The 18,725-nt window shown below is 64.9% G+C and carries 20 protein-coding genes and 1 pseudogene; 13 read left to right on the top strand and 8 right to left on the bottom strand.

Going from position 1 to position 18,725, the window contains the following annotated elements:
• Window positions 1-4: 4 nt before the first annotated feature.
• On the bottom strand, window positions 5-2,875 hold the full coding sequence (gene traA, locus EIK80_RS09480; protein ID WP_125156748.1) for a Ti-type conjugative transfer relaxase TraA: 2,871 nt from the start codon (window positions 2,873-2,875) through the stop codon (window positions 5-7).
• Window positions 2,876-3,046: 171 nt separating this feature from the next.
• On the opposite strand from traA, the gene EIK80_RS09475 reads away from it, so the two are divergent.
• The gene (locus EIK80_RS09475; RefSeq protein ID WP_125156747.1) at window positions 3,047-3,313 is read left to right on the top strand and encodes a conjugal transfer protein TraD; all 267 of its coding nucleotides are present in this window, start codon (window positions 3,047-3,049) and stop codon (window positions 3,311-3,313) included.
• 76 nt (window positions 3,314-3,389) lie between these two features.
• Window positions 3,390-3,605 (top strand): conjugal transfer protein TraD, encoded by a 216-nt coding sequence (locus tag EIK80_RS09470; protein ID WP_125156746.1) that lies wholly within the window; start codon window positions 3,390-3,392, stop codon window positions 3,603-3,605.
• Between the two features lie 19 nt (window positions 3,606-3,624).
• On the opposite strand, the gene EIK80_RS09465 is transcribed toward EIK80_RS09470, so the two are convergent.
• Window positions 3,625-4,056, bottom strand: coding sequence for a helix-turn-helix domain-containing protein (locus EIK80_RS09465; protein ID WP_125156745.1), 432 nt, complete (start codon window positions 4,054-4,056; stop codon window positions 3,625-3,627).
• A gap of 156 nt (window positions 4,057-4,212) precedes the next feature.
• On the opposite strand from EIK80_RS09465, the gene EIK80_RS09460 reads away from it, so the two are divergent.
• Complete coding sequence (locus tag EIK80_RS09460) at window positions 4,213-4,461, top strand: hypothetical protein (protein ID WP_125156744.1); 249 nt, start codon at window positions 4,213-4,215, stop codon at window positions 4,459-4,461.
• Window positions 4,462-4,751: 290 nt separating this feature from the next.
• Here EIK80_RS09460 and EIK80_RS09455 read toward each other — a convergent pair whose 3' ends face one another.
• The 4 genes from EIK80_RS09455 to EIK80_RS09440 all read right to left on the bottom strand — a co-directional run bounded on the left by EIK80_RS09455 (window position 4,752) and on the right by EIK80_RS09440 (window position 6,433).
• The gene (locus EIK80_RS09455; RefSeq protein WP_125156743.1) at window positions 4,752-5,246 is read right to left on the bottom strand and encodes a hypothetical protein; all 495 of its coding nucleotides are present in this window, start codon (window positions 5,244-5,246) and stop codon (window positions 4,752-4,754) included.
• Window positions 5,239-5,469: a sigma-70 region 4 domain-containing protein gene (locus EIK80_RS09450; protein ID WP_233586521.1), complete on the bottom strand. Its 231-nt coding sequence runs from the start codon at window positions 5,467-5,469 to the stop codon at window positions 5,239-5,241. The genes EIK80_RS09455 and EIK80_RS09450 overlap by 8 nt, the downstream gene beginning before the upstream one ends.
• Window positions 5,470-5,579: 110 nt before the next feature.
• Window positions 5,580-6,041, bottom strand: a complete 462-nt coding sequence (locus tag EIK80_RS09445) for a hypothetical protein (protein ID WP_125156741.1) — start codon at window positions 6,039-6,041, stop codon at window positions 5,580-5,582.
• Window positions 6,038-6,433 (bottom strand): hypothetical protein, encoded by a 396-nt coding sequence (locus EIK80_RS09440; RefSeq protein ID WP_233586520.1) that lies wholly within the window; start codon window positions 6,431-6,433, stop codon window positions 6,038-6,040. The genes EIK80_RS09445 and EIK80_RS09440 overlap by 4 nt, the downstream gene beginning before the upstream one ends.
• Before the next feature lie 203 nt (window positions 6,434-6,636).
• On the opposite strand from EIK80_RS09440, the gene EIK80_RS09435 reads away from it, so the two are divergent.
• Together EIK80_RS09435 and EIK80_RS09430 are read left to right on the top strand one after the other, a co-directional pair.
• On the top strand, window positions 6,637-6,873 hold the full coding sequence (locus EIK80_RS09435) for a helix-turn-helix transcriptional regulator (protein WP_125156739.1): 237 nt from the start codon (window positions 6,637-6,639) through the stop codon (window positions 6,871-6,873).
• A gap of 208 nt (window positions 6,874-7,081) precedes the next feature.
• A complete protein-coding gene (locus EIK80_RS09430) occupies window positions 7,082-7,282 on the top strand; it encodes an AlpA family transcriptional regulator (protein WP_125156738.1) in 201 nt (66 codons plus the stop codon).
• Between the two features lie 564 nt (window positions 7,283-7,846).
• Here EIK80_RS09430 and EIK80_RS09425 read toward each other — a convergent pair.
• A complete protein-coding gene (locus EIK80_RS09425) occupies window positions 7,847-12,979 on the bottom strand; it encodes a chemotaxis protein CheB (protein WP_158624651.1) in 5,133 nt (1,710 codons plus the stop codon).
• Between the two features lie 263 nt (window positions 12,980-13,242).
• Here EIK80_RS09425 and EIK80_RS26075 point away from each other — a divergent pair, with 263 nt between their 5' ends.
• The 8 genes and pseudogenes from EIK80_RS26075 to EIK80_RS09390 all read left to right on the top strand — a co-directional run bounded on the left by EIK80_RS26075 (window position 13,243) and on the right by EIK80_RS09390 (window position 17,607).
• Window positions 13,243-13,419, top strand: a complete 177-nt coding sequence (locus tag EIK80_RS26075; protein WP_158624650.1) for a hypothetical protein — start codon at window positions 13,243-13,245, stop codon at window positions 13,417-13,419.
• The gene (locus tag EIK80_RS09420; protein ID WP_233586517.1) at window positions 13,419-13,784 is read left to right on the top strand and encodes a hypothetical protein; all 366 of its coding nucleotides are present in this window, start codon (window positions 13,419-13,421) and stop codon (window positions 13,782-13,784) included. The genes EIK80_RS26075 and EIK80_RS09420 overlap by 1 nt, the downstream gene beginning before the upstream one ends.
• A gap of 268 nt (window positions 13,785-14,052) precedes the next feature.
• Window positions 14,053-14,700, top strand: a complete 648-nt coding sequence (locus EIK80_RS09415; RefSeq protein WP_125156736.1) for a BON domain-containing protein — start codon at window positions 14,053-14,055, stop codon at window positions 14,698-14,700.
• Between the two features lie 239 nt (window positions 14,701-14,939).
• Window positions 14,940-15,689, top strand: coding sequence for a sensor histidine kinase (locus EIK80_RS09410; protein WP_233586579.1), 750 nt, complete (start codon window positions 14,940-14,942; stop codon window positions 15,687-15,689).
• A 137-nt stretch (window positions 15,690-15,826) separates the two neighbouring features.
• Window positions 15,827-16,249 (top strand): Hsp20/alpha crystallin family protein, encoded by a 423-nt coding sequence (locus tag EIK80_RS09405; protein WP_199743430.1) that lies wholly within the window; start codon window positions 15,827-15,829, stop codon window positions 16,247-16,249.
• A 67-nt stretch (window positions 16,250-16,316) separates the two neighbouring features.
• Window positions 16,317-17,078: pseudogene (locus EIK80_RS09400) on the top strand (AMP-binding protein); the annotation flags it as partial.
• A 50-nt stretch (window positions 17,079-17,128) separates the two neighbouring features.
• Window positions 17,129-17,359: a 2-oxo acid dehydrogenase subunit E2 gene (locus EIK80_RS27010; protein WP_125157323.1), complete on the top strand. Its 231-nt coding sequence runs from the start codon at window positions 17,129-17,131 to the stop codon at window positions 17,357-17,359.
• Window positions 17,356-17,607: an acyl carrier protein gene (locus tag EIK80_RS09390; protein WP_125156733.1), complete on the top strand. Its 252-nt coding sequence runs from the start codon at window positions 17,356-17,358 to the stop codon at window positions 17,605-17,607. Before EIK80_RS27010 ends, EIK80_RS09390 begins: the two co-directional genes overlap by 4 nt.
• 73 nt (window positions 17,608-17,680) lie before the next feature.
• Here EIK80_RS09390 and EIK80_RS09385 read toward each other — a convergent pair whose 3' ends face one another.
• Entirely contained in the window at window positions 17,681-18,448 is a 768-nt protein-coding gene (locus EIK80_RS09385) for an SDR family NAD(P)-dependent oxidoreductase (protein WP_125156732.1), read from the bottom strand.
• Window positions 18,449-18,725: the final 277 nt, after the last annotated feature.

The raw sequence follows: 18,725 nt of genomic DNA, 5'->3' as shown, positions 1-18,725 counted from the left end.
CCTCCTACAAGCCAAGCCCCCGGCCACGACCGATACCGAGATGGTCAGAAAGGCTCTGGCCAACGCTGCGACCCATCTCATTCGGCAGCCCAAGTTCCGGTCGGCGAGCGCGCAGCAGCGACTCCACCTGCGGGTCCCGCTCCAAGCTCTTGGCCATGGCGCCCATGCGGTCCTTGACCTGGCTTGCGCCGCTCATGTCGCCCGCGCGATGCAGGGCCGAACGTTGACGCTCCAGGCCCTGCCAGCGCTCAACGAAGCGATCGGCGCGCAGGCGCGGATCGGCCCGGACCTCGGCCTCAAGCTGAAGGACGCGGATTGCCCGCTGAGTGCGACCCGAAGCGGTTTCGCCAGCCAGGGCCGGATCGCGGACATAGGCCCGCTCCAAGTCCTTGGCCGCGTGCGGGCCGATCTTCCCCATAGCCTCGCGCGCCTCCTCTAGCGCCTTCCGCTGATGGGCGAGCACCGGCAAGCCGCGGTCGTTCATGCGCATGACGTCGGCCGCGGCGCGGGCGTGGCGCTCCATCGCCTGGCGCTGCGCAAGCTGGTCGTGATCGCGCGTCGGCGCCGCCGGCTGATGCGCGGGGCTGGCCGGCCGGAACCCGGCGAACATCCCGCGCTCGCGCGATGGCGGCTCCTTGGGCCGCATCGACGCCGGCACATGAATGTCGCGTCGTTCGGCAAAGTCGCTGGCCATGTCCTTGGCCCGCTCGCGCGACAGCACGCGGGTCAACTTGCCGAGATCCTCGAACTCGTCACGGCCGTAATGGAGCTGAACGCTGTCGCGATGTCGCGACAGGGCGACATAGGCGCCGTGGCGATCCATCCCCGGCGTCGCCAGCACATGGGTCCGATCGACAGTGACGCCCTGGCTCTTATGGATGGTGGCCGCATAGCCGTGATCGACCTGGGCATAGTCCTTCAGGTCGAAGGCGACCGAGCGCCCCGCGTCGAGACGGACAGTCATGTGAGTGCGCGAGACCTGCTCGATCTCGCCCAACATGCCGTTCTTCACGCCGAGCCCGCGATCGTTCTTCAGGAACATCAGCCGATCGCCAGTCGCGAACTGCCGCTCGCCGCGCTCGGCCCCGACCTTCACGTCCGCGCCCAACGTGCCTGCCTGACGCAGCCGCTCGCGCGCCGTCAGATTGAGATCGCGCACCTCGTCATTGGTGTGGGTGAGGATGATCCGGCTCTTGCCCGGCTCGGCCACGCGGTCGCGATTCCAACGCTCGACCAGATCCTCGCGCGCCTGGTCGCGGGTCTCGGCGGCGTGGAGCATGCCGCGCGCCTCGTAAGCCGCCAGCGCCTCGCCCGTGCGGCCGTTGGCCAGATGCCGGGTGGCATCGCGCTGCCACTCTTCATGCTGCCGGCGAACCTGGGTGATCTCGACGTGCGAATGGCGCTCGGCGATTGACCGGAACGCTGCACCAGCCTCGATGGCCTGAAGCTGCTCGGGATCGCCGACCAGCACAGCCTTGGCCCCGGCCTTCTCAGCGGCCGACAGCAATCGTTCCATCTGGCGCGAGCCGATCATCCCGGCCTCGTCGATCACCAGCACGTCGCGGGCGTCCAGCAGTTCGCGCCCCTGCGCCCACTGATGCTCCAGGCTGGCGATCGTGCGTGAGGCGATGCCCGATCCGCCCTCCAGGTTCTCGGCGGCGACGCCCGACAGAGCTAGCCCTCGCACCTGATAACCCGAGGCTTCCCACGCCTCGCGCGCCACGCCCAGCAGCGCCGACTTGCCGGTGCCGGCATAGCCGACCACCACGCCCAGATCGCGGGTCGCGGTGACATGCTCGAACGCCGCCTTCTGCTCGCCAGAGAGGATGAGACCGCGTTGCTCGGCCCGCGCCAAAGCACTGCGCTGATCCAGCTCGCTGACCCGGTGCGCGCGGCGCTCGGCCATCACAGCGGAGGCGCGATGCAGGCGGTCCTCGACCGCGATCATCTCGCGGCTGGTGAAGCGCTCCTGGCCGCGTCCGTCCTGGCCCAGGGCGATGAGTTCGGGCGAGGCCTGCACCGCGCCCATGGCGCGGTCGAACTGCGCCTTGCCGTCCGAATGGCGGTGAAGAAACATCGCCAGATCGCGACGGTTGAAGGTCGCCTGCGACTTGGTGATGGCGTCCAGAGCAATGCGCGGATCGGCGATGATCCGCTCGCCATTGGCGCGCGCGATCTCGTGGTGTTCGTCGAGCCGATCGGCCTCCAGGCCTTCATCGGCCCGACGCCCCGCGGCCGGGCCGATCTTGTTCTGCGGCTCCAGGTCAATGCCCTGGTCCTGCAGGCTGCGGTGATCGATCCGGGCGTCGATATCCAGCTGCGCCAACCGCGCATTGACGTGATCGGCCCAGGCCTCGCGCCAGTGCTCGACCAGCTCGGTGCGGTTCCAGTCGCGGACCTTGGCGCCAAAGCCGTCCTCGCCGACTTCGCGCCCAATCTCACGCATGGTCAGCATGACATGGGCGTGGGGCTTGGCCAGCCCGTCGGCGCCGATATCCCAATGCACATTGAGGTCGGCGACCATGCCGCGTGTCACCATCTCGCGCCGGACGAAGTCGCGGGCTAGCTCGATCCCCTGCGCCTGGTCCATTTCGCGCGGGATGGCGAACTCAACCTCGCGGGAGAGCTGGGCGTCCTTGCGCTTCTCGCCGGCCTCGACCGCGTTCCACAGCGTCGTGCGATCGGAGAGATGCTCGGGCGCGCCGTCCGGCAGCATCACCTCGGAATGGACGACGCCGCTCTTGTTGGTGAAGTCGTGGTCGCGATCCAGCCGCTCGTCGTGCAGCCGCGAGGCGGAGCGATAGGCGGCAGAGGCCACGGCGCTGGCCCCGGTGGCGCGACTGATGACTTTGACGGAGAAGTGGTAGATCGCCATGGCGACAGACCACTTACTATCCTCAGCGCACGTCGGCACGACGTATAAGCGCGCCCTCCAAGATTAAAATCTCGGAAGGGACCGGGCCGTCCCAGTGTGTTCCGGCGACCTTACAGCATTCCGAGACCCGCTGTTTTATCCTGAGCGCATCCCGCCATCATGGAGACTGCGATGCGCAAACCTCGTGACTTTGATGCCGAACTGAAGACGCTGGAAGACAAGGCCAGGACGCTCAAGGAGCGGAAGGTCAAGCAGCTCGGCGAACTGGTGATCGCCACCGGGGCCGACGCGCTGGATGTCGAGATCTTGGCGGGCGGGCTGCTTGGTTTGGTCGAAGGTGGCGACGCGGCCCGCAAAGCGGAGTGGCGCAAACGGGGCGCGGGGTTCTTTCGCAGCGGGAAGGCAGACCCTGCGCGTGCTGCTAACGGCGACCAATGACGCGGCCCGGCGAACCAAGGCAGCGCGACACCGGCTTGAGGCGCTGCGGGCCAGGACCGACACGCGGGCCTGGGTGATGCAACGCCGCGAGCGCACCCACCACCTGATCGAGTTGGGCGGCTTGGTGCACAAGGCCGGGCTCGTCGAGCTGACCGGCGACGATCGCGCCGCCCTTTACGGCGCATTCCTCACCCTGGCGATGATGCTACGGGGCGAAGATCGCGAACATACGCTCGCCCTCTGGCGGCGCGGCGGGAAGCGGGCGTTTGAGAACGACTACACGCCTGACTGACCGCCGAGCTCGCCAGTTCCTACGACGACTTCTGCTGACCCTCGTCGTCCGCCATGGCGCGAACGAGGTCGAGGATCTGTCGGCGAACACGACCCTTGCCAATCTTCGGGAAGATCGCGGCCAGCTCCAGGCCCTCGGGCGTATTCAGAAAGTCCGTGATGACCCGATTGGCGGCCTCGCCGACATCGTCCCTCTCATCGGTGACAGGGTCGGCGAGCCCATCGAAGAAGTATGACACCGGGACCTGAAGCGTTTTGGCGATCTCATAGAGTTTCGACGCGCTGACCCGATTGGCGCCGCGCTCGTACTTCTGGACCTGCTGGAAGGTCAGCCCTAGCGCGTCGGCCAAATGCTCCTGGCTGATGCCCAGCATCTTCCGACGCATGCGCACGCGGCCTCCGACGTGGAGGTCAACGACATTGGGCGTCCGGGCTTCGGGCGTATCGGTCACGAAAGTCTCCATCGCATCGGTTGGCCGGTGAAGCGCCAACCGGAAAGGTTCTTGGCGGCGCAAGAAGGCTTTGCGCGGCGGCATTTCAAGGTCGTTCTCCAGTTACGCTAGCGCCCCTGGATTCGACCCGTTCGGATCAATCAGCCATGCAGAGGCATGTCCAAGTACGATCCCCTGTCGGGTCATCTGCGTCGCCAGCGTGATGACGAACTCGAACTGACCTTCGCCGAGATCGAACGCATCCTCGGCGCCATGCTCCCCAAGAGCGCGGCCCGCCAGCCGTGGTGGGCGAACACCACCGATCCACACACCAGCCAAGTGCAGCGCAAGGCCTGGCGTGACGCCGGCTATGACGCCTTTCTGCTGACCGGGAAGGACCGCGTGCGCTTGAAGAAAGTCCGCTGAGGCGGCCGCCGGGCTGGGCCTATCCGGCCGACCCCCGAGCTTGAAGCCGCCGCCGACCTTCGCTCGGAGACAAGACGCCCTGGATCGCTTGGTGGAACGAGGGCCAGACGGGCTGGCGCGCGTCAAGGGTGCGCCCTCCGGGCGCATCGCGGAGCGACGGCGAAGCCGCCCTTGACCCGCACCATCCCGCCCGGCAGAGGCTCTCCAAGCGCTCCAGGGCGAGCACCGACCGTTCCGGTCCTGGCTCCCGCAGGTTGGGGAGGGCAAGGCGGCTGCCGTGGGTGGCGCGGCTAGCGCTTGCAAACGGGCGCCCCGCAATTGGGACAGCGCGCGGTGCGCAACTCGTCCATGGTCGCCTTGAAGAGGTCGTACCCGTCGCCCTGCTGATGGACCATGACCTGTAGCGCCACTTCCAGCTTGGCGACGACGCCGTGCAGGTCGTGCGCTCGAACCTTGGGCAGGGCTTCGAGCCAGGCCTCGCGTTGGTCGAACAGCGGCTTCAACTGCTCGTCGATGGCGTCCATCTCTTCGGAGGGCAACAATTCCCCACGCTCCTCTGGCGTCATGCGCTCCCATCGCTTCTGGCGCACGAGGATGGTCTCTAGATCCGACCAGCGCAGACCCAGACGGTCGATCTCCGCGTCGAGGGTCAACCATTCGGCGCAGCGGGCAACGGCCGCGTCCGGGGCTGCGGCGCCGCCGGCCCCGGCGACCACCGGCGCGGCGCTGGCCGCGCCGATGACGACGCGCCGGGAAACGGCGAAGGGCTCCTTGTCGTCAGACATCGGGATGCTCCGCATTGGAAAGGTTGATGGGCTTAGGGCGGACGCGCTCGATCAGATCGACCGTGCGGGAAAGCTCGCAGAGTGCGTCGGCCAGGCATGCCTGAACGTCGCCAACGGAAAGCCCCAGGTGGCGAGCGATCAGCGCGTAGTCGAGCGCCTCGATGTGATTGAGCACGAAGACGTCCCGCGTCTCGCGTCGAAGGCGGAGCACGGCGTAGGACATGACTTGCTGGGCGTTGTGCGGATCGAAGACACGGCCGCGCCAGAGATCAGGATGTCGCCACCGCCACCCCTGGCTGGCCACGAGCGGCCAAGGTCTGCGGAGGGGCGCCATCACGCGGCGCCTTCATGATCGGAAGCATCAAACCCGGCCGGCTCGACGACGGCGTCGATCAGATCACGAACCGTCGTACAGGCCTGCGACCAGCAGACCGACGCGATGGCCTCCGGCGACATCTGTGAAATGGCATGGACTTGGTAGTATGGGCCAAGAAGCGCGGCCAATTCTGGAAGGGCCGCCGGCGCGCCGTTGAAGCCGGCGCGCCGCGCGAACCTCAACGCTTTGCTCAGGTCGTGGCGGAGATAGGCACGGTTCCAATCGTCGCTGACCCCTCGGTGTAGCAAGTGCGCCTTCAGCGCCAGTTCAATCGCGATGGCCAGGAAGTAGCGGGTGGCCTCGGGATGTCGCGGCAGGGCAGCCTCGGCCGCTTCGTGGAAGCCGGCCGCGTTACGGCGGAACGTCGCCGCCAGCGGGTGGTCGGCGCCGTCGCGCCGCCGGGCAACCCGGCGTGTCACTTTCCACCGGAGAAGGCCGCGAGGTCGCGGGCTGCGCGCGTGATCAGGCCGTGGGCTTCGGGATGGTCTTCCACGAAGATCAGGCGGGCCGCCACCGACAGGTTGGCGACAACAGCCTCGATGCTCTTCGCGGGCTTCGGCCGCATGGCCTTCAGGAGGGCGTGCCCCTCGATCTCCAGCACGTCGAGCCGAGCGTCGATTTCGGCAAGCCTGGCGCCTTCGGGGATCGCGGCCCGCTGGTTCGGTGACAGCTGATACCAGTTGTGCTTGGTCATCAGCCGGCCTTCGAGCGTTCCCCACTCTAACTGGAGACGCCGTTGTTCGGCGTCGATGGCCAGCCAGCGGTGGCAGATGGCGACAGACGGGTCCGCTACGACCTGGGGCGCGGGCATAGCCGCAGCCCCACACGTGACGGCGCTGCCAACCATCATTGCTCGCCTGGACGGCTCATCCACGCGCGCAGGCGCGCGCCCCGCCTTTCGACGTGACTCCATGGCCTCTGCTCTATAATCATGAGTGACGATTTTATTATCACCCGTCACTGGCGAGAGGTCAATTATAAAATGATCATGCACGATAATAAAATTATCGCTCAATGATCACGGCTGAGCAGATCAAGGCCGCTCGCGCTCTTTTGGGCTGGAGCCAGCCGCAATTGGTAGCGGCCTCGGGCGTCTCGTTGCCGACCATTGTGCGTATGGAGAGTTCGGTCGGACCTGGCCGAAGCTCTGCCGCAAATGTCGATGCGGTTCGACAGTCGTTAGAGAATGCCGGCGTGATGTTTCTGTCGGCCGACGAGATCGGCGGGCCAGGCGTGCGCCTGAAGAAGTAGCCCGCGAGCGCCGCAGCGGACCGCCGCCAAGGTCATTAGGCGACGCTACTGCCGCCGCCGGGCGCGCCGACCTACGCTTTCGCCGCCCAGAGCCTGTCTTTGTTTCCCACAGTACGATCTCGCCCCGCGAGGCCTTGCCGCTGACGGCGAGCAATCCAATTCTGGCTCATCAAATGCCCTGAGATCCCAGTCTGTGGAGCTTACAACGATGGCCGACCTCGACCGCATAGTTCGCCTCAAGACCGTGCTTGCGCGAACCGGCCTTAGCCGATCGACCCTCTATCGAAAGATCAGCGAAGGCTCGTTCCCGAAACAGGTCCAGATCAGCGCTCACGGCGCGGGTTGGCGGGAGTCGTTGATCAATTGCTGGATCTCCGATCCCGCTGGATATCGACACGAGGCCAGTTAGCTCTCCCTTTGGTAGGGTGCGCCAGCATATCTGCGATCTCTGGTCCTGGACAACGACCTTGCCGAAGGACGCTTCGAGGTCGAAGGCCGGCCGATCTCGCTTGAGGACATCCAGGCGCCGATCTTCGCGGTGGCCACCGAATGGGACCACGTGGCGCCCTGGCGCTCGGTCTTCAAGCTGCATCACTTGACGGATGCGGCCCTGACCTTCCTTCTGACCAGCGGCGGCCACAATGCCGGCATCGTCTCCGAGCCGGGACGGATGGATCGCCACTATCGGTTTCACACGCGACCTCAACATGACCGCCATGCCGATTCCACGGATTGGCTTTCCCAGGCGACGTCGGGCGAAGGCTCTTGGTGGCCGGTATGGGGCGACTGGCTAAGGTCGCTTTCGAGCCCGGCGGCATCCATCGGCTCAAGCGGCGTCCCTGAATACACGTTCCGGACCCTGCAGACTCATCTGACAGGCCATTGCGGCCGCCGCGCCCGACCGGTCGCTCGTTGCCATCTTCGCGGACGCCAGCCTCCGAGTTGCCTGGCGTGATGAGCACAAGCCTCGCCGTCACTGACGATTGAGGCCCACCATTCTTATCAGCATGGCCAACGAACTGGCGCCGATCTTTCGCATGACGCTCTGACGGTGATGTTCGGTTGTGCGCTGGCTGATGCCCAGTTCGATCGCGATATTCTTGTTTAACTTGCCTTCGACAATACGCTCCATCACTTGGCGCTCGCGCTGGGTCAGTGTGGCGAGGCGGGCGGCGATCTCGCCACGCTCCGCGCCTCGGTCGGCGCTTTCCTGATTGTCCGCCAGTACGCGAGCGACGCTGTCTCGCAGCGCCGCGTTGCTCACCGGTTTTTGCAGGAAGTCGACCGCGCCCTCGCGGATCGCCTTTACCGCCAGGGGCAAGCTGGCGCTCCCGGTAACGAAGACTATCGCCGTGCCAGAGCCTTCGGACTTCAGTCGACTCTGCAACTCGAGACCGTCCATTCCGGGCAAGGTCATGTCGACGATCAGGCAGCGGAATCGCTGGTGGTCGGCATCGGACAGAAACGCCTGACCCGAGGGATAGGCCGCAACCCTGTAGCCTTCGGCCTCAAGCATCTCGCGAATGCTGTCGCGAATGCTGGGCTCATCATCAATCACCGCGATGTTGGCATCGGGCGCGGACGCCAATGGCTTGGTCACCCGGGTGGCCGGCTTCTGGCTCGCGCGCCAACCGGGGCTCACGATGTCGGCAAGTGGGTCCAGCGCCGCCAACAGATCAGAGGCCCTCATGGGCTTGGCGATGAATTTCACGCCGACGGCCTCGGTGGCCGCCCGACTCGCCTCCAATTTGTCGCCGCTGATAATCAGCGCGGGAAGCGTCGCTTTCGTCCGCGCTCGCGCTTGCCGAATGACGTCCAGCCCGGTCATGGCCCCAGGCAGGTTATAGTCGGTGACAATAAGGGTTGGATGGATGGCCGCCGGGGAATTGAAATACGCCAGCGCCTCGGCGCCGGTGCGCGCCGCGATCACGCAATAGCCCTCGAGCTCCAGAAGCGTACGCAGGGTTTCACGCTGCGTGGCGTCATCCTCCATCACGAGGACAACCGGCGGCGATGAGCGCGGGTCGCGCTTGCCAACCCGTCCCTGGCCGGAGGTGGCAAACAGGGCGCCCGAAATCACCAGGGCGAACACTGATCCCTTGCCGGGAACCGAGCGGACCTCGACCCTATGCCCGAGCAGGTGCGCGAAACGCTGCACGATGTAGAGCCCCAGGCCCATGCCGAACCTGCCGGAATCTGTGGGCTCGACGCGATGAAACTCCTCGAAGATCGCTTCGCTGCTTTCCGGCGGAATGCCGATGCCGGTGTCCCAGACCTCAATCTGCAGGGCGCCTCCCCGTCGCCGGCAACCGATCAGAATCTTGCCATGGTCTGTGTATTTGATCGCGTTGGAGAGCAGATTGCCGACCATGCGCGCCAGCAGCCGCTGGTCGCTCAGGATCATCGCTGACGAGGGGACCGCGTGGAGCTGAAGGCCCTTCGCGGCCGCGAGCGGCGAGAATTCATCGACAGCGCGCGCCAGCAGAGGGGCGACAGCCATCTCGGCGATCTGCGGCTTGATAGCGCCGCCTTCGATCTGGTTGATGTCGAGCAGGCCGTCGAGCAGTTCACCCATGTGGACGATGGCGTCGTCCAGCTTGGCCAGGGTCCCGCGTGTTTCAGGTTCGGTCACCCGCCTTTCCAGAACACCGATCAGGAAGCCGATGGTCTGCAACGGTTGTCGAAGATCATGGCTCGCGGCCGCCAGGAATCTTGATTTCGTTCGATTGGCGCGGTCGGCCGCCTCTCGGGCTTCACGCAGTCGCGCCTCGCCCTCTCGGACCGCCTGCAGATCGTGAACGGCGACCATCACGAGGAAACCGTCGGCGATGGCCATCGGACTGAGGCCGATATCCAGCGGGATTTTGCGACCGTCCTTGGTGACCCCGTTGATCTTGAGGCCCGCTCCCATCGGTCTGCGGGTGGGGTTCTCGAAATAGCCGGCATGGAGCGCCGCATGTCTTTCCTGCATGTCGGCGGGCACCAGAACGTCGATCCTCTGGCCAATCAGCTCATCGGCCCTGTATCCGAAAAGGGGTTCAACCTGACCGCTGGCGAACTGGATCAGACCCTGTTTATCGGCCGCCAGGAAAGCTCCTGGCATGGCGTCGATCATGAGCTGCAGTTGTTGCCGGACGATGTGGCGCTCGTCGGTGACGTCGTTCAGCGCCAACAGCACAAGCGGGTGCTCTGTGGATGGCGCCTGAAAGCCGCGCGCCCTGGCCCGCCATATGCGGCGTCCGCCGCCCGGTTGCTCGCCTTCGAGATCGACGGGGTCGATGATCCCAGGCGCCTGCGCATTGATCCCCGTCACCAGCGCGATCAATCGTTCGTGGCTCAGAAACGGGCGCTCAAGATCGCTCAGCGCCCGACCCGCGATGGTGTCTGGCGCCAGATCAAACGCCGCGCAGAACGCCGCATTGGCCGATACGATCGTGGCGTTGGGATTGAGCACCACCAGGGGGTCATGCACGGCGTTGATGACGGTCTCGGCATATTGGCGCGCGGCGGCGGCGTCGAGTTCCGCCTGCTTCAACTGAGAAACATCGGCGAAGGTGACCACGGCTCCCTCGATGGCCCCGGCCTCGGTCCGGTAGGGCAAAACCGAGCGAACGTACCAAGCGCCTGATTCCGCGCGGATCTCACGATCGCTTGGCGTTCCGGTCGAGCGCGCCGCTTGGGCGTCGGCGGGCAGTTGCGGATCGGCGAATTTTGGAACCAGATCAGCGAGCGGCCGACCAATATCAGCGTCGATCAGAGAAAACAGCGCCTTCATGCGCGGGTTGAAGACCTTGATGCGGAGCTGGGCGTCCAGCATGATCGTGGCCACGGCCGAGCTATCCAATAGATTGGCGAGATCCGTGGATGTCTGCTCCTGTTGCTGCAACGTCTGACGCAGCTGGTTGTTGACGGTGGTCAGTTCCTCGTTCAGCGACTGCAGCTCCTCCTTCGAGGATTCAAGCTCCTCGTTGGTGGAGAGGAACTCCTCATTCAGCGACATCGCTTCTTCGTTTTTCGTCTTGAGCTCTTCGTTCGTCTCCCGAAGCTCATGGATGGTCCGGTTGAGTTCCTTGCGCGTTTCGGCCAGCTGCTGACGCAGCAGGATCAACTCCGAGCGATCGCCGCCTTTGCCGCCGGGCGCCCGCGCCGCCTCGGGGCTACCCGGCTCGTCGATGAAGCTGACCAGAACGAGCGCTTCCTGCTCATCGGCGATCCGCTGCGCCTCGATCGTCACTGTGACGGTTTTGCCCTCCCGCTCGAAGCTGACGCCGTGTTCCGAGACGCGACGCTTGGCGCGGAAGGCGCGAGCGATCGCATCGCGAAGTTTTGGACGCAGCCCCTCCCGGGCGATCGTCAGCAGGTCCTGGCCGGGTTCGCCGGAGACAATTTTCAGATACCGGTCGGCTCCGCCAAAAAAATACAGCGGGACGAGCTGGCGATTGGTCACCACGGCGGCCGGAGCGTAGGTCTCAAGCATCGTGCGCTGGACCAGATCCGGCAGCGACGGCGATCTTTGGATGGACTGACGGAGCGACCGATTCCAGGCTCCCGATGCCTGTCCTGGCTCCAGTATCGAGAAGCGCGCCCGCGCCGGCCGCCCCCGGCCGCTACGCCGGTAGATCCGCAGTTTTTCGTCCACCGGCTCGAACAGGCCCGGGGCCGCGGCCACCGATTCCGCCGAGCCGAGCAGCAGCAGACCGCCCTCCCGAAGCGCAAAATGAGCCAAGGCCAACACGTGAGCCTGCGCTTCCGGCGTCAGATAGATGAGAAGGTTGCGGCAGGAGACCAGATCCAGCCGTGAGAAGGGGGAATCGCTCAGCACATCATGCCGGCTGAAGATCACGGCCTCGCGCAGTTCCTTGGTGACCTTGAAATGTCCATCCTCCTGGACAAAGAACTGCTTGAGCCGCTTGGGCGAAACGTCGGAGGCGATGCTGCCCGGATACAGTCCCGCCCGCCCGATCTGAAGAGCGTCCTCATCAATGTCCGTCGCGAAGATCTGCAGACCCAGGCCCGCTCGCGTCGCGGCGATCTGCTCGCGGAACAGGATGCCCAGCGAATAGGCCTCTTCGCCGGTGCTGCAGCCGGCGACCCAGATTCGCGCGGGCTGGTCGGACGTATGCCCGTGTAAGAGGTCCGCAATGCGTTCGGCCATCGCGCTGAAGGCGCCGGCGTCTCGGAAGAACCGGGTGACGTTGATCAGCAGATCCTTGGCCAGGGCGCTGGTCTCGACCGGGCTCGTGCGGAGCAAGGCGAGATAGTCTGCCCAGGCATGAACGCCATGCAGAGCCATGCGTCGTTCGACACGACGCTGCAGCGTGCCGGTCTTATAGCGTGCGAAATCCTGCCCCGTCGCGGACTTGAGCCGTTCAATGATCGCGGCCAGCGCCGCCGGGTCGGCGATTTCCCGCGCCTCTTCCGTGGATGCCGACGGGCGCGCCTTGACATAGTTGTGGGCGACATAGCGGGCTAGGATCTCAGGCATGTCCTCCACGCGCAGGACATGGTCAGGGTTGGCGATCATCATCGCCTGGCGTGGCATGCTGTCCTGCTGGGCTTCCTCTGGGTCCTGCACCAGCGCCAGCCCCCCGGCCTGCTTCAAGGCCTTGAGCCCCTCGGCGCCGTCGGACCCGCTTCCTGACAGGATGACACCGATGCCGCGCTCACCGCACTGGGTCGCGAGTGACTGCAGGAACACGTTGATGGGCAGGCCCGCCCCGGCGGCGGTTGGCCTGGTCGACAGGTGCAGCCTGCCAGACCCGATCGTCAGATGGGCGCCCGGGGGGATGACATAGACCTGGTCGGGCATCACCTTGATCCCGTCCGTGGCAGCTTGCACCGTCATCGCGGTCTGCCGGCCTAGCAACTCAGGCAACAGACTTTTGCTCGTCGGGTCCAGGTGCTGGATGACGACAAAGGCCAGGCCGTTCTTGGCCGGAATCGCGGCCAGCAGGCGGGTAATCGGCTCCAGACCACCGGCCGAGGCGCCAACTGCGACGACAGGAACTCCGGTGGCGACAGCGGCTTTCAGGCCGTCGGCGCTGGACGCTCCGCGCTTGTCGCCCAGATTGCCGCCCTTTCGGCCGGTCCGCGCTGGTCTGGCCATCGCTTGTCTTTTCTTCCTGTTGCCAACCACCGGCGGCGCCCGGAGGGGCATCGCGCGTCGCCTGTTTGCAGCATCGTCGGGCTTGCCGCGAGCCTGGGCAAGACCAGTTTGTGGACCACGGGTTGCGTGAGCCTCACGGCGGGACGTCGCGACCCGGCCGCAACCGCCTTTGGGCACAAGTACCTAGGGACGATCCGAGTCTAGTCGAAGTTGCATCCCTTGGGTTTCTCTAGCGGCAGCCTTGGATGTTGGGAGACCGGTTCATGGACGTCGATAGCGCGTGGCTTTGCCAGGTGAACATCGAGCGGTTCCACAGCCGACTTTCGCAGGAGGATGGGGGAGGCCGCGACCGGGATATGCTGATGCGGTTGCTGGCGAGCGAGAAAGCAAAGCTTGATCGACTGACCTCGCCCGAGAAGAGCGCCGGGGCCAGCCGGTGATGCCGGGCTTCAATCAGACTCGCGTCGGCGCCACGGGCTCTGCCTTGGCTCAGGACAGTCGGGAAAGCCGCGCTCCGAGCGAGCAGGAAAATGAGTCGGTGCGGCTGATCTCGGTGGAGCCTCTGGGCGAGGGGTGGGCGGTTCGTCTGGATCCGCGCCGTGATCCCATCTTGTTTCAAAGCGGCTCCAGCGCGGAAGACGCGGCCAAGACCCTCGGCCAGAAGCTTGCCCGGGCCGGCTATCCGACCGAGATCAGGATCTTTCTCCGCGGCGGGGATTTGGCGGGGCGTTTCATTTGCTCCGGAGCGGAGCTGTCGCTTTGTTCGCCGTGGACATCGCCCACCTTCATGTCGGCGACGGCATGACGCCGCCATTCTGGTCCAGCGAGGTGACGGTCCACGAAGCGGGTCAATGGGCTGACGCCATTCGTCGCCGGGGCGTCCACGCGGATGCGGACCTCCAGAAGGAACGCCAGTCAGAGGTCTGGGGGATTCCATTGAGCCCTGGTGATCACGGCCCGCTCCGGGGCTTGGCTCCTGGCCGCCGGAAATAGCAACACATGAAGTCTCGCGTCTGATTGATCCGCAGGATCATCGGCGGATCGAACCTGACCCATAGGAACGGAGATCTGACATGAACGACAAAAGTGTTCGCCAGAACGTCATCGACGCTCTCGATTGGGAGCCAAGCATCGATTCCGCCCATATAGGCGTGGCTGTAGACCGAGGTGTCGCCGTTCTCAGCGGCCACGTTCCCAACTACGCCCAGAAGGCGGCGGCCGAGCGGATAGCCAAGCGCGTCAAGGGTGTGGCCGCCATCGTCGATGAGATCACGGTGCGCTATCCAGGGTCCTCGACCCATAGGGACGAAGATATCGCCGCCCGCGCCGTGCAAGCGCTGAATTGGGACGTTTTTCTTCCCGACAATGTTGTGCAGGTGAAGGTGAGCAAGGGCTGGATCACCTTGTCCGGCGAACTGGACTGGGACTATCAGCGCCACGCCGCCGAGGCCGCCGTGCGCAACCTGCGGGGCGTCATCGGCGTCAGCAACCAGATTTCCCTCAAGCGCCACGTATCGCCCGCCGACGTCTCGCACCGTATCGAGGACGCGCTGAAGCGCGACGCTTCGGTCGAGGCGGCGCGCATTCGCGTCTCGGCGTCCGATGGAAAGGTGACGCTCGAGGGCAAGGTCCACAGCTTGCACGAACGCGAGGCTGTCGAACGCGCTGTGTGGGCGGCCCCTGGTGTCCACTCGGTCGTGGATCATCTCGCGATTGGCTGACCTTCTTCAGCGCGGCCTCGTTTCCCCTGTGAGCCGCGCTGCTTGGGCGCTCCAGTCATCTGGAGCGCCCGCACTTTTACGCCGAAGATCACCTGACGCCGCGAGCTGGGCCAAGATACGTGTTGATGGCGATCAATCCCGAGGAGGTCTCACAGGTCTCTGGGCACAAGCACCTAGGGATGATCCGAGTCTGGTTGTGAAAGCCCGGAGCGGGCTTTGGTGCGTCTCGTTTGTCGCTGATGATGGTTGGAGGGCTGGATTTGCACGGTGACGCCTTTGCAGGAGCGGGATGGGCCGATCAGCGTGTGAATCCGTCCATCGGCATCACGGGGCTCTGCGACGAATGCAACCTCATTGCCGAGGCTGATCATCGTATCGCCAACCACTTGTCACTCCTTGCCGGGTTCGTGCGCCTAAAGGCTCTGGATCTGGCGCGGCAGCCCTTGGAGAGCGTCGAGCCGGCGAGTGAAGCGGTCCAGATGCTCTTGGAAAATATTCGCGCCCAGATCGAAGCGGTCGCCCGTCTGCACCGCTCGTTCGCGCGCGGCGGATCGGGCGCTTCCGCCGATCTGAGCGAGCACCTGCACGAGATCTGCGGGGCTCTGGGATCCATCTTCTCCGGCCGGATCGAGGTGGTTGAAGACTTGGCGGCTGGATGCAGGATCATGCCTGATCAGGCTCTACCGCTCGCCCAGATCATCGCTGAAGTCATCACCAACGCGATCAAACATGCATATCCACCGGATGAGACCGGCAGGGTTCTGGTCCGAAGTCGCAAGGACCCTCAGGGTTCCATCGTGATTGAGGTCGCGGACGACGGGCCGGGCCTTTCCGATACTTTCAACGCGGCCACCGACGGCGGGCTTGGCTTCCGGCTCATCCGCGAGCTTGGCAAGCAGATCGGAGCCGCCTTGGATTTCGACTCCTCCCGCTCTGGGTTGATGTTTCGGCTCCGGCTGCCGCTGATCACCCAGCAACATTTGAGATAAATCAATATGACGCGCTCGCATTCGAGCTTAATTTGTTAAAATGGCACCTATCTTTAAGCATCTAGGTTGGAGGTATAGTTATGAATAAGTCCGTACAGGTTCCTGTGAGGCAGGAGGGTTTGGCAAGCGCTAGGTCAATGTTCAATATTTTCGGATCCCTGCAGAGGGAGATCGATCGTCTGGTTGAGGATTTCGCGCCGCCTTTTGCGACCGGTCGCGGCCTGGTCGACGTCAAGACCCGGATGGATCTGGCTGACACCGAGGACGGCCTTGAGCTGACCGTCGAACTGCCCGGCCTCGAGGAAAAGGATGTCGATGTCGCGGTCAGCGATGGTCTGCTCACCGTCAGCGGCGAGAAGAAGTTCGAGTCCGAGAAGAAGGATAAGAACTACCACTTCGTCGAACGCAGTTATGGCTCGTTCTCGCGCTCGATCGAACTGCCCCCGGGCGTCACCACCGATCAGATCAAGGCCACGATGAGCCATGGCGTCCTGAAGGTGATCATCCCCACTCCGGCCAGGCCGGAACCCAAGAAGATCGAGGTCAAGGCCGCCAAATAGTCGATCTTGATGCGAGCTCCGCGCCGTCAGGCGAGTTGCTTTCGGCAGGTTGACCCTATCGATAGTGATGGAGCCTCCTGATGAGCATTCCGCGCCCCTCGGGGAAGCTCGGGTGCGTTGGCCCGTCATCCACAAGTCGGCGGCGGACCGCGCTGGAGCCAATCTGAAGGACTATGATGCGGAGACGGCCGCCTTTACTTGGGAGACGGCGCGAGCGGAGTTGACCGGACTGCCGGAAGGCGGCCTGAACATCGCCCACGAGGCCCTTGACCGGCACATCAGGGCAGGGCGGGGCGCTCGGCCGGCGCTGCGCTGGATCGGTCGGGACGATACGGTGCGAGAATTCAGCTACGCGGAGCTGACGCAACGGGCCAATCGCTTCGCCAGCCTGCTGCGGTCGCTGGAGGTGAAGCCGGGCGATCGGGTGTATGCTGTTCTGGGCCGAATTCCGGAGCTCTACATCGCCGCTCTGGGGACTCTGAAGGCTGGCGCGGCGTTCACGCCGCTGTTCTCGGCCTTCGGACCCGAGCCGCTGCAGGCGCGGATGGAGATTGGCGAGGTCAATGTCCTGGTGACCACCGAGGCTCTCTACCATCGCAAGATCGAATCCTGGCGGGAGGCCATCCCCAGTCTTCGCCACGTCCTCCTGACCGGATGCCTCGGCCTGGCGCCTGCCTGCTGTATCGATCTGGCGGCCGCGCTCGTGGCGGCTGACCCGGTGTTCGAAACCGTGGCCACCCGCCCCGAGGACATGGCGCTGCTGCATTTCACCAGCGGTACGACGGGGCGGCCCCCGGGGGCGGCGCATGTCCACGAGGCGGTTGTGGCCCACCATGTCACGGGCCGCACGGCGCTGGATCTGAGACCGGGCGTTCGAGTATGGGGGACCGGGGCGTCGAGGCTCTGTTTGGCGTCATCTATCCGCCGCAGGTGGCCATCGTGGGGTTCGGCAAGGTGGTTCAGCGGCCCTGGATCGTGGACGGATCGGTCACCGCGCGGCCGGTCGCGACCGTCACCCTGGCCGCAGATCACCGGGTCAGCGATGGTCACCGCGGCGGCCTCTTCCTCGCCGAAATCGGTCGGCTGCTACAGACCCCGGAGGCTTTGTGACCGACGAGGACATCCGCGCGGTGCTGCGCGATGAACTAGGGCGCATCGCGCAAGAAATTGATTTCGACGGGCTTGATCCGTCTGCGGACCTGCGCGAACCGGCCGACCTCGACTCGATGGACTTTCTCAACCTGCTGACGGCGCTGCACCAGCGCCTCGGGATCGAAATTCCCGAGTCCGAGGCCGCGCAACTGACCACGATCGCCGCTGCGGTCGCCTATATTTCTAGCCGACGCCAGGGTCCGTAGCGGGAGGCTATTCCGGGGAGCCTCCGGCGCCTGAACAAGGCTTGCGCTGGCCTGCGGCTACACGGCGCGCGGGTCAGCGCGCCGTGTAGCCGCCATCAATAACCAACTCCGAGCCGGTTACGAACTTGGCTTCGTCCGAAGCCAGATAGACCGCGCCCCAGGCGACATCGTCAGCCTCGCCCATATGCCCGAGCGGATGAAGAGCATCCGTGGCTTTGCGAGTGGCCTCAAGATCGCCCTGGGCGCTGAGGTGCTGTTCAACCATCGGCGTCCAGATGAAGCCCGGGTGGATGGAGTTCACGCGAATACGATCGCCCGCATAGGTGAGCGCGTCGGTCTTGCTCATCAATCGGACGGCGCCTTTGGAGGCGTGGTAGGCGGGGACGTCAGGTCCTCCCACCAGTCCATAGATGGACGACAGGTTGATGATGCTGCCACCGCCAGCATGCCGCAAATGCGCAATGGCATGCTTGATGCAAAAGAATACGCCCTTGACGTTGATGGCCTGGACCCAATCCCACTCGGCCTCGGTCGTCTCGTGGGTCGGCTTGTTGGCCCCGGCCACGCCGGCGTTGTTGACCAGAATGTCGATGCGACCGAAGTGTTCGGCCGCTTCGTGGATCGCACGCTCCACCTGAGCCTCATTGCTGACGTCGCATCGCCAGTAGCGCGCCAGGCGCCCCTTGGCCGTGATTTCTGCGGCGAGCGCGGCGCCCTGGTCGTCGAGAACGTCGAAGATGGCGACCGCTGCGCCTTCTTCGGACATCCGCAGCGCCGTGGCCCGGCCCAGCCCGAGGGCGCCGCCCGTGATGATCGCGACCTTGTTCTTCAGTCGATCCATCGCCTCGTCTCCTGGTGAATGACCGATGTCCCGTTACGATGGTCGACCGCGTGTCTCATCGTATTGACCCAACGCAATCGCCACACTGGCAGATCACCAGCCGCGTCGATCCCGGGGGCGGGCCGAGATCATTGTCGCGCAGGCCAGATCTCGATGCTTCATGACCAGCGATGCAGCTTCCCGTGCGACGCTGGATACGCGTGGGAACCTGGCTCCGGTCCAAGGCGACGTTCGCCAAGTCTTTGCCGTTACCACCTGAATTTTACGCGGCGATGGC

It is taken from the genome of Caulobacter sp. 602-1 (assembly GCF_003931565.1).
In the GTDB taxonomy this organism is placed as follows: domain Bacteria; phylum Pseudomonadota; class Alphaproteobacteria; order Caulobacterales; family Caulobacteraceae; genus Caulobacter.
This window is presented reverse-complemented; position numbering and strand designations above follow the sequence as displayed.

Bases quoted from the DNA above. Each gene is read 5' to 3' on its own strand.
- traA (WP_125156748.1), bottom strand. From the start codon at position 2,875: ATGGCGATCTACCACTTCTCCGTCAAAGTCATCAGTCGCGCCACCGGG.
- EIK80_RS09475 (WP_125156747.1), top strand. From the start codon at position 3,047: ATGCGCAAACCTCGTGACTTTGATGCCGAACTGAAGACGCTGGAAGAC.
- EIK80_RS09470 (WP_125156746.1), top strand. From the start codon at position 3,390: ATGCAACGCCGCGAGCGCACCCACCACCTGATCGAGTTGGGCGGCTTG.
- EIK80_RS09460 (WP_125156744.1), top strand. From the start codon at position 4,213: ATGTCCAAGTACGATCCCCTGTCGGGTCATCTGCGTCGCCAGCGTGAT.
- EIK80_RS09455 (WP_125156743.1), bottom strand. From the start codon at position 5,246: ATGTCTGACGACAAGGAGCCCTTCGCCGTTTCCCGGCGCGTCGTCATC.
- EIK80_RS09450 (WP_233586521.1), bottom strand. From the start codon at position 5,469: ATGTCCTACGCCGTGCTCCGCCTTCGACGCGAGACGCGGGACGTCTTC.
- EIK80_RS09440 (WP_233586520.1), bottom strand. From the start codon at position 6,433: ATGCCCGCGCCCCAGGTCGTAGCGGACCCGTCTGTCGCCATCTGCCAC.
- EIK80_RS09435 (WP_125156739.1), top strand. From the start codon at position 6,637: ATGATCACGGCTGAGCAGATCAAGGCCGCTCGCGCTCTTTTGGGCTGG.
- EIK80_RS09430 (WP_125156738.1), top strand. From the start codon at position 7,082: ATGGCCGACCTCGACCGCATAGTTCGCCTCAAGACCGTGCTTGCGCGA.
- EIK80_RS09425 (WP_158624651.1), bottom strand. From the start codon at position 12,979: ATGGCCAGACCAGCGCGGACCGGCCGAAAGGGCGGCAATCTGGGCGAC.
- EIK80_RS26075 (WP_158624650.1), top strand. From the start codon at position 13,243: ATGGACGTCGATAGCGCGTGGCTTTGCCAGGTGAACATCGAGCGGTTC.
- EIK80_RS09420 (WP_233586517.1), top strand. From the start codon at position 13,419: ATGCCGGGCTTCAATCAGACTCGCGTCGGCGCCACGGGCTCTGCCTTG.
- EIK80_RS09415 (WP_125156736.1), top strand. From the start codon at position 14,053: ATGAACGACAAAAGTGTTCGCCAGAACGTCATCGACGCTCTCGATTGG.
- EIK80_RS09410 (WP_233586579.1), top strand. From the start codon at position 14,940: ATGATGGTTGGAGGGCTGGATTTGCACGGTGACGCCTTTGCAGGAGCG.
- EIK80_RS09405 (WP_199743430.1), top strand. From the start codon at position 15,827: ATGTTCAATATTTTCGGATCCCTGCAGAGGGAGATCGATCGTCTGGTT.
- EIK80_RS27010 (WP_125157323.1), top strand. From the start codon at position 17,129: ATGGGGGACCGGGGCGTCGAGGCTCTGTTTGGCGTCATCTATCCGCCG.
- EIK80_RS09385 (WP_125156732.1), bottom strand. From the start codon at position 18,448: ATGGATCGACTGAAGAACAAGGTCGCGATCATCACGGGCGGCGCCCTC.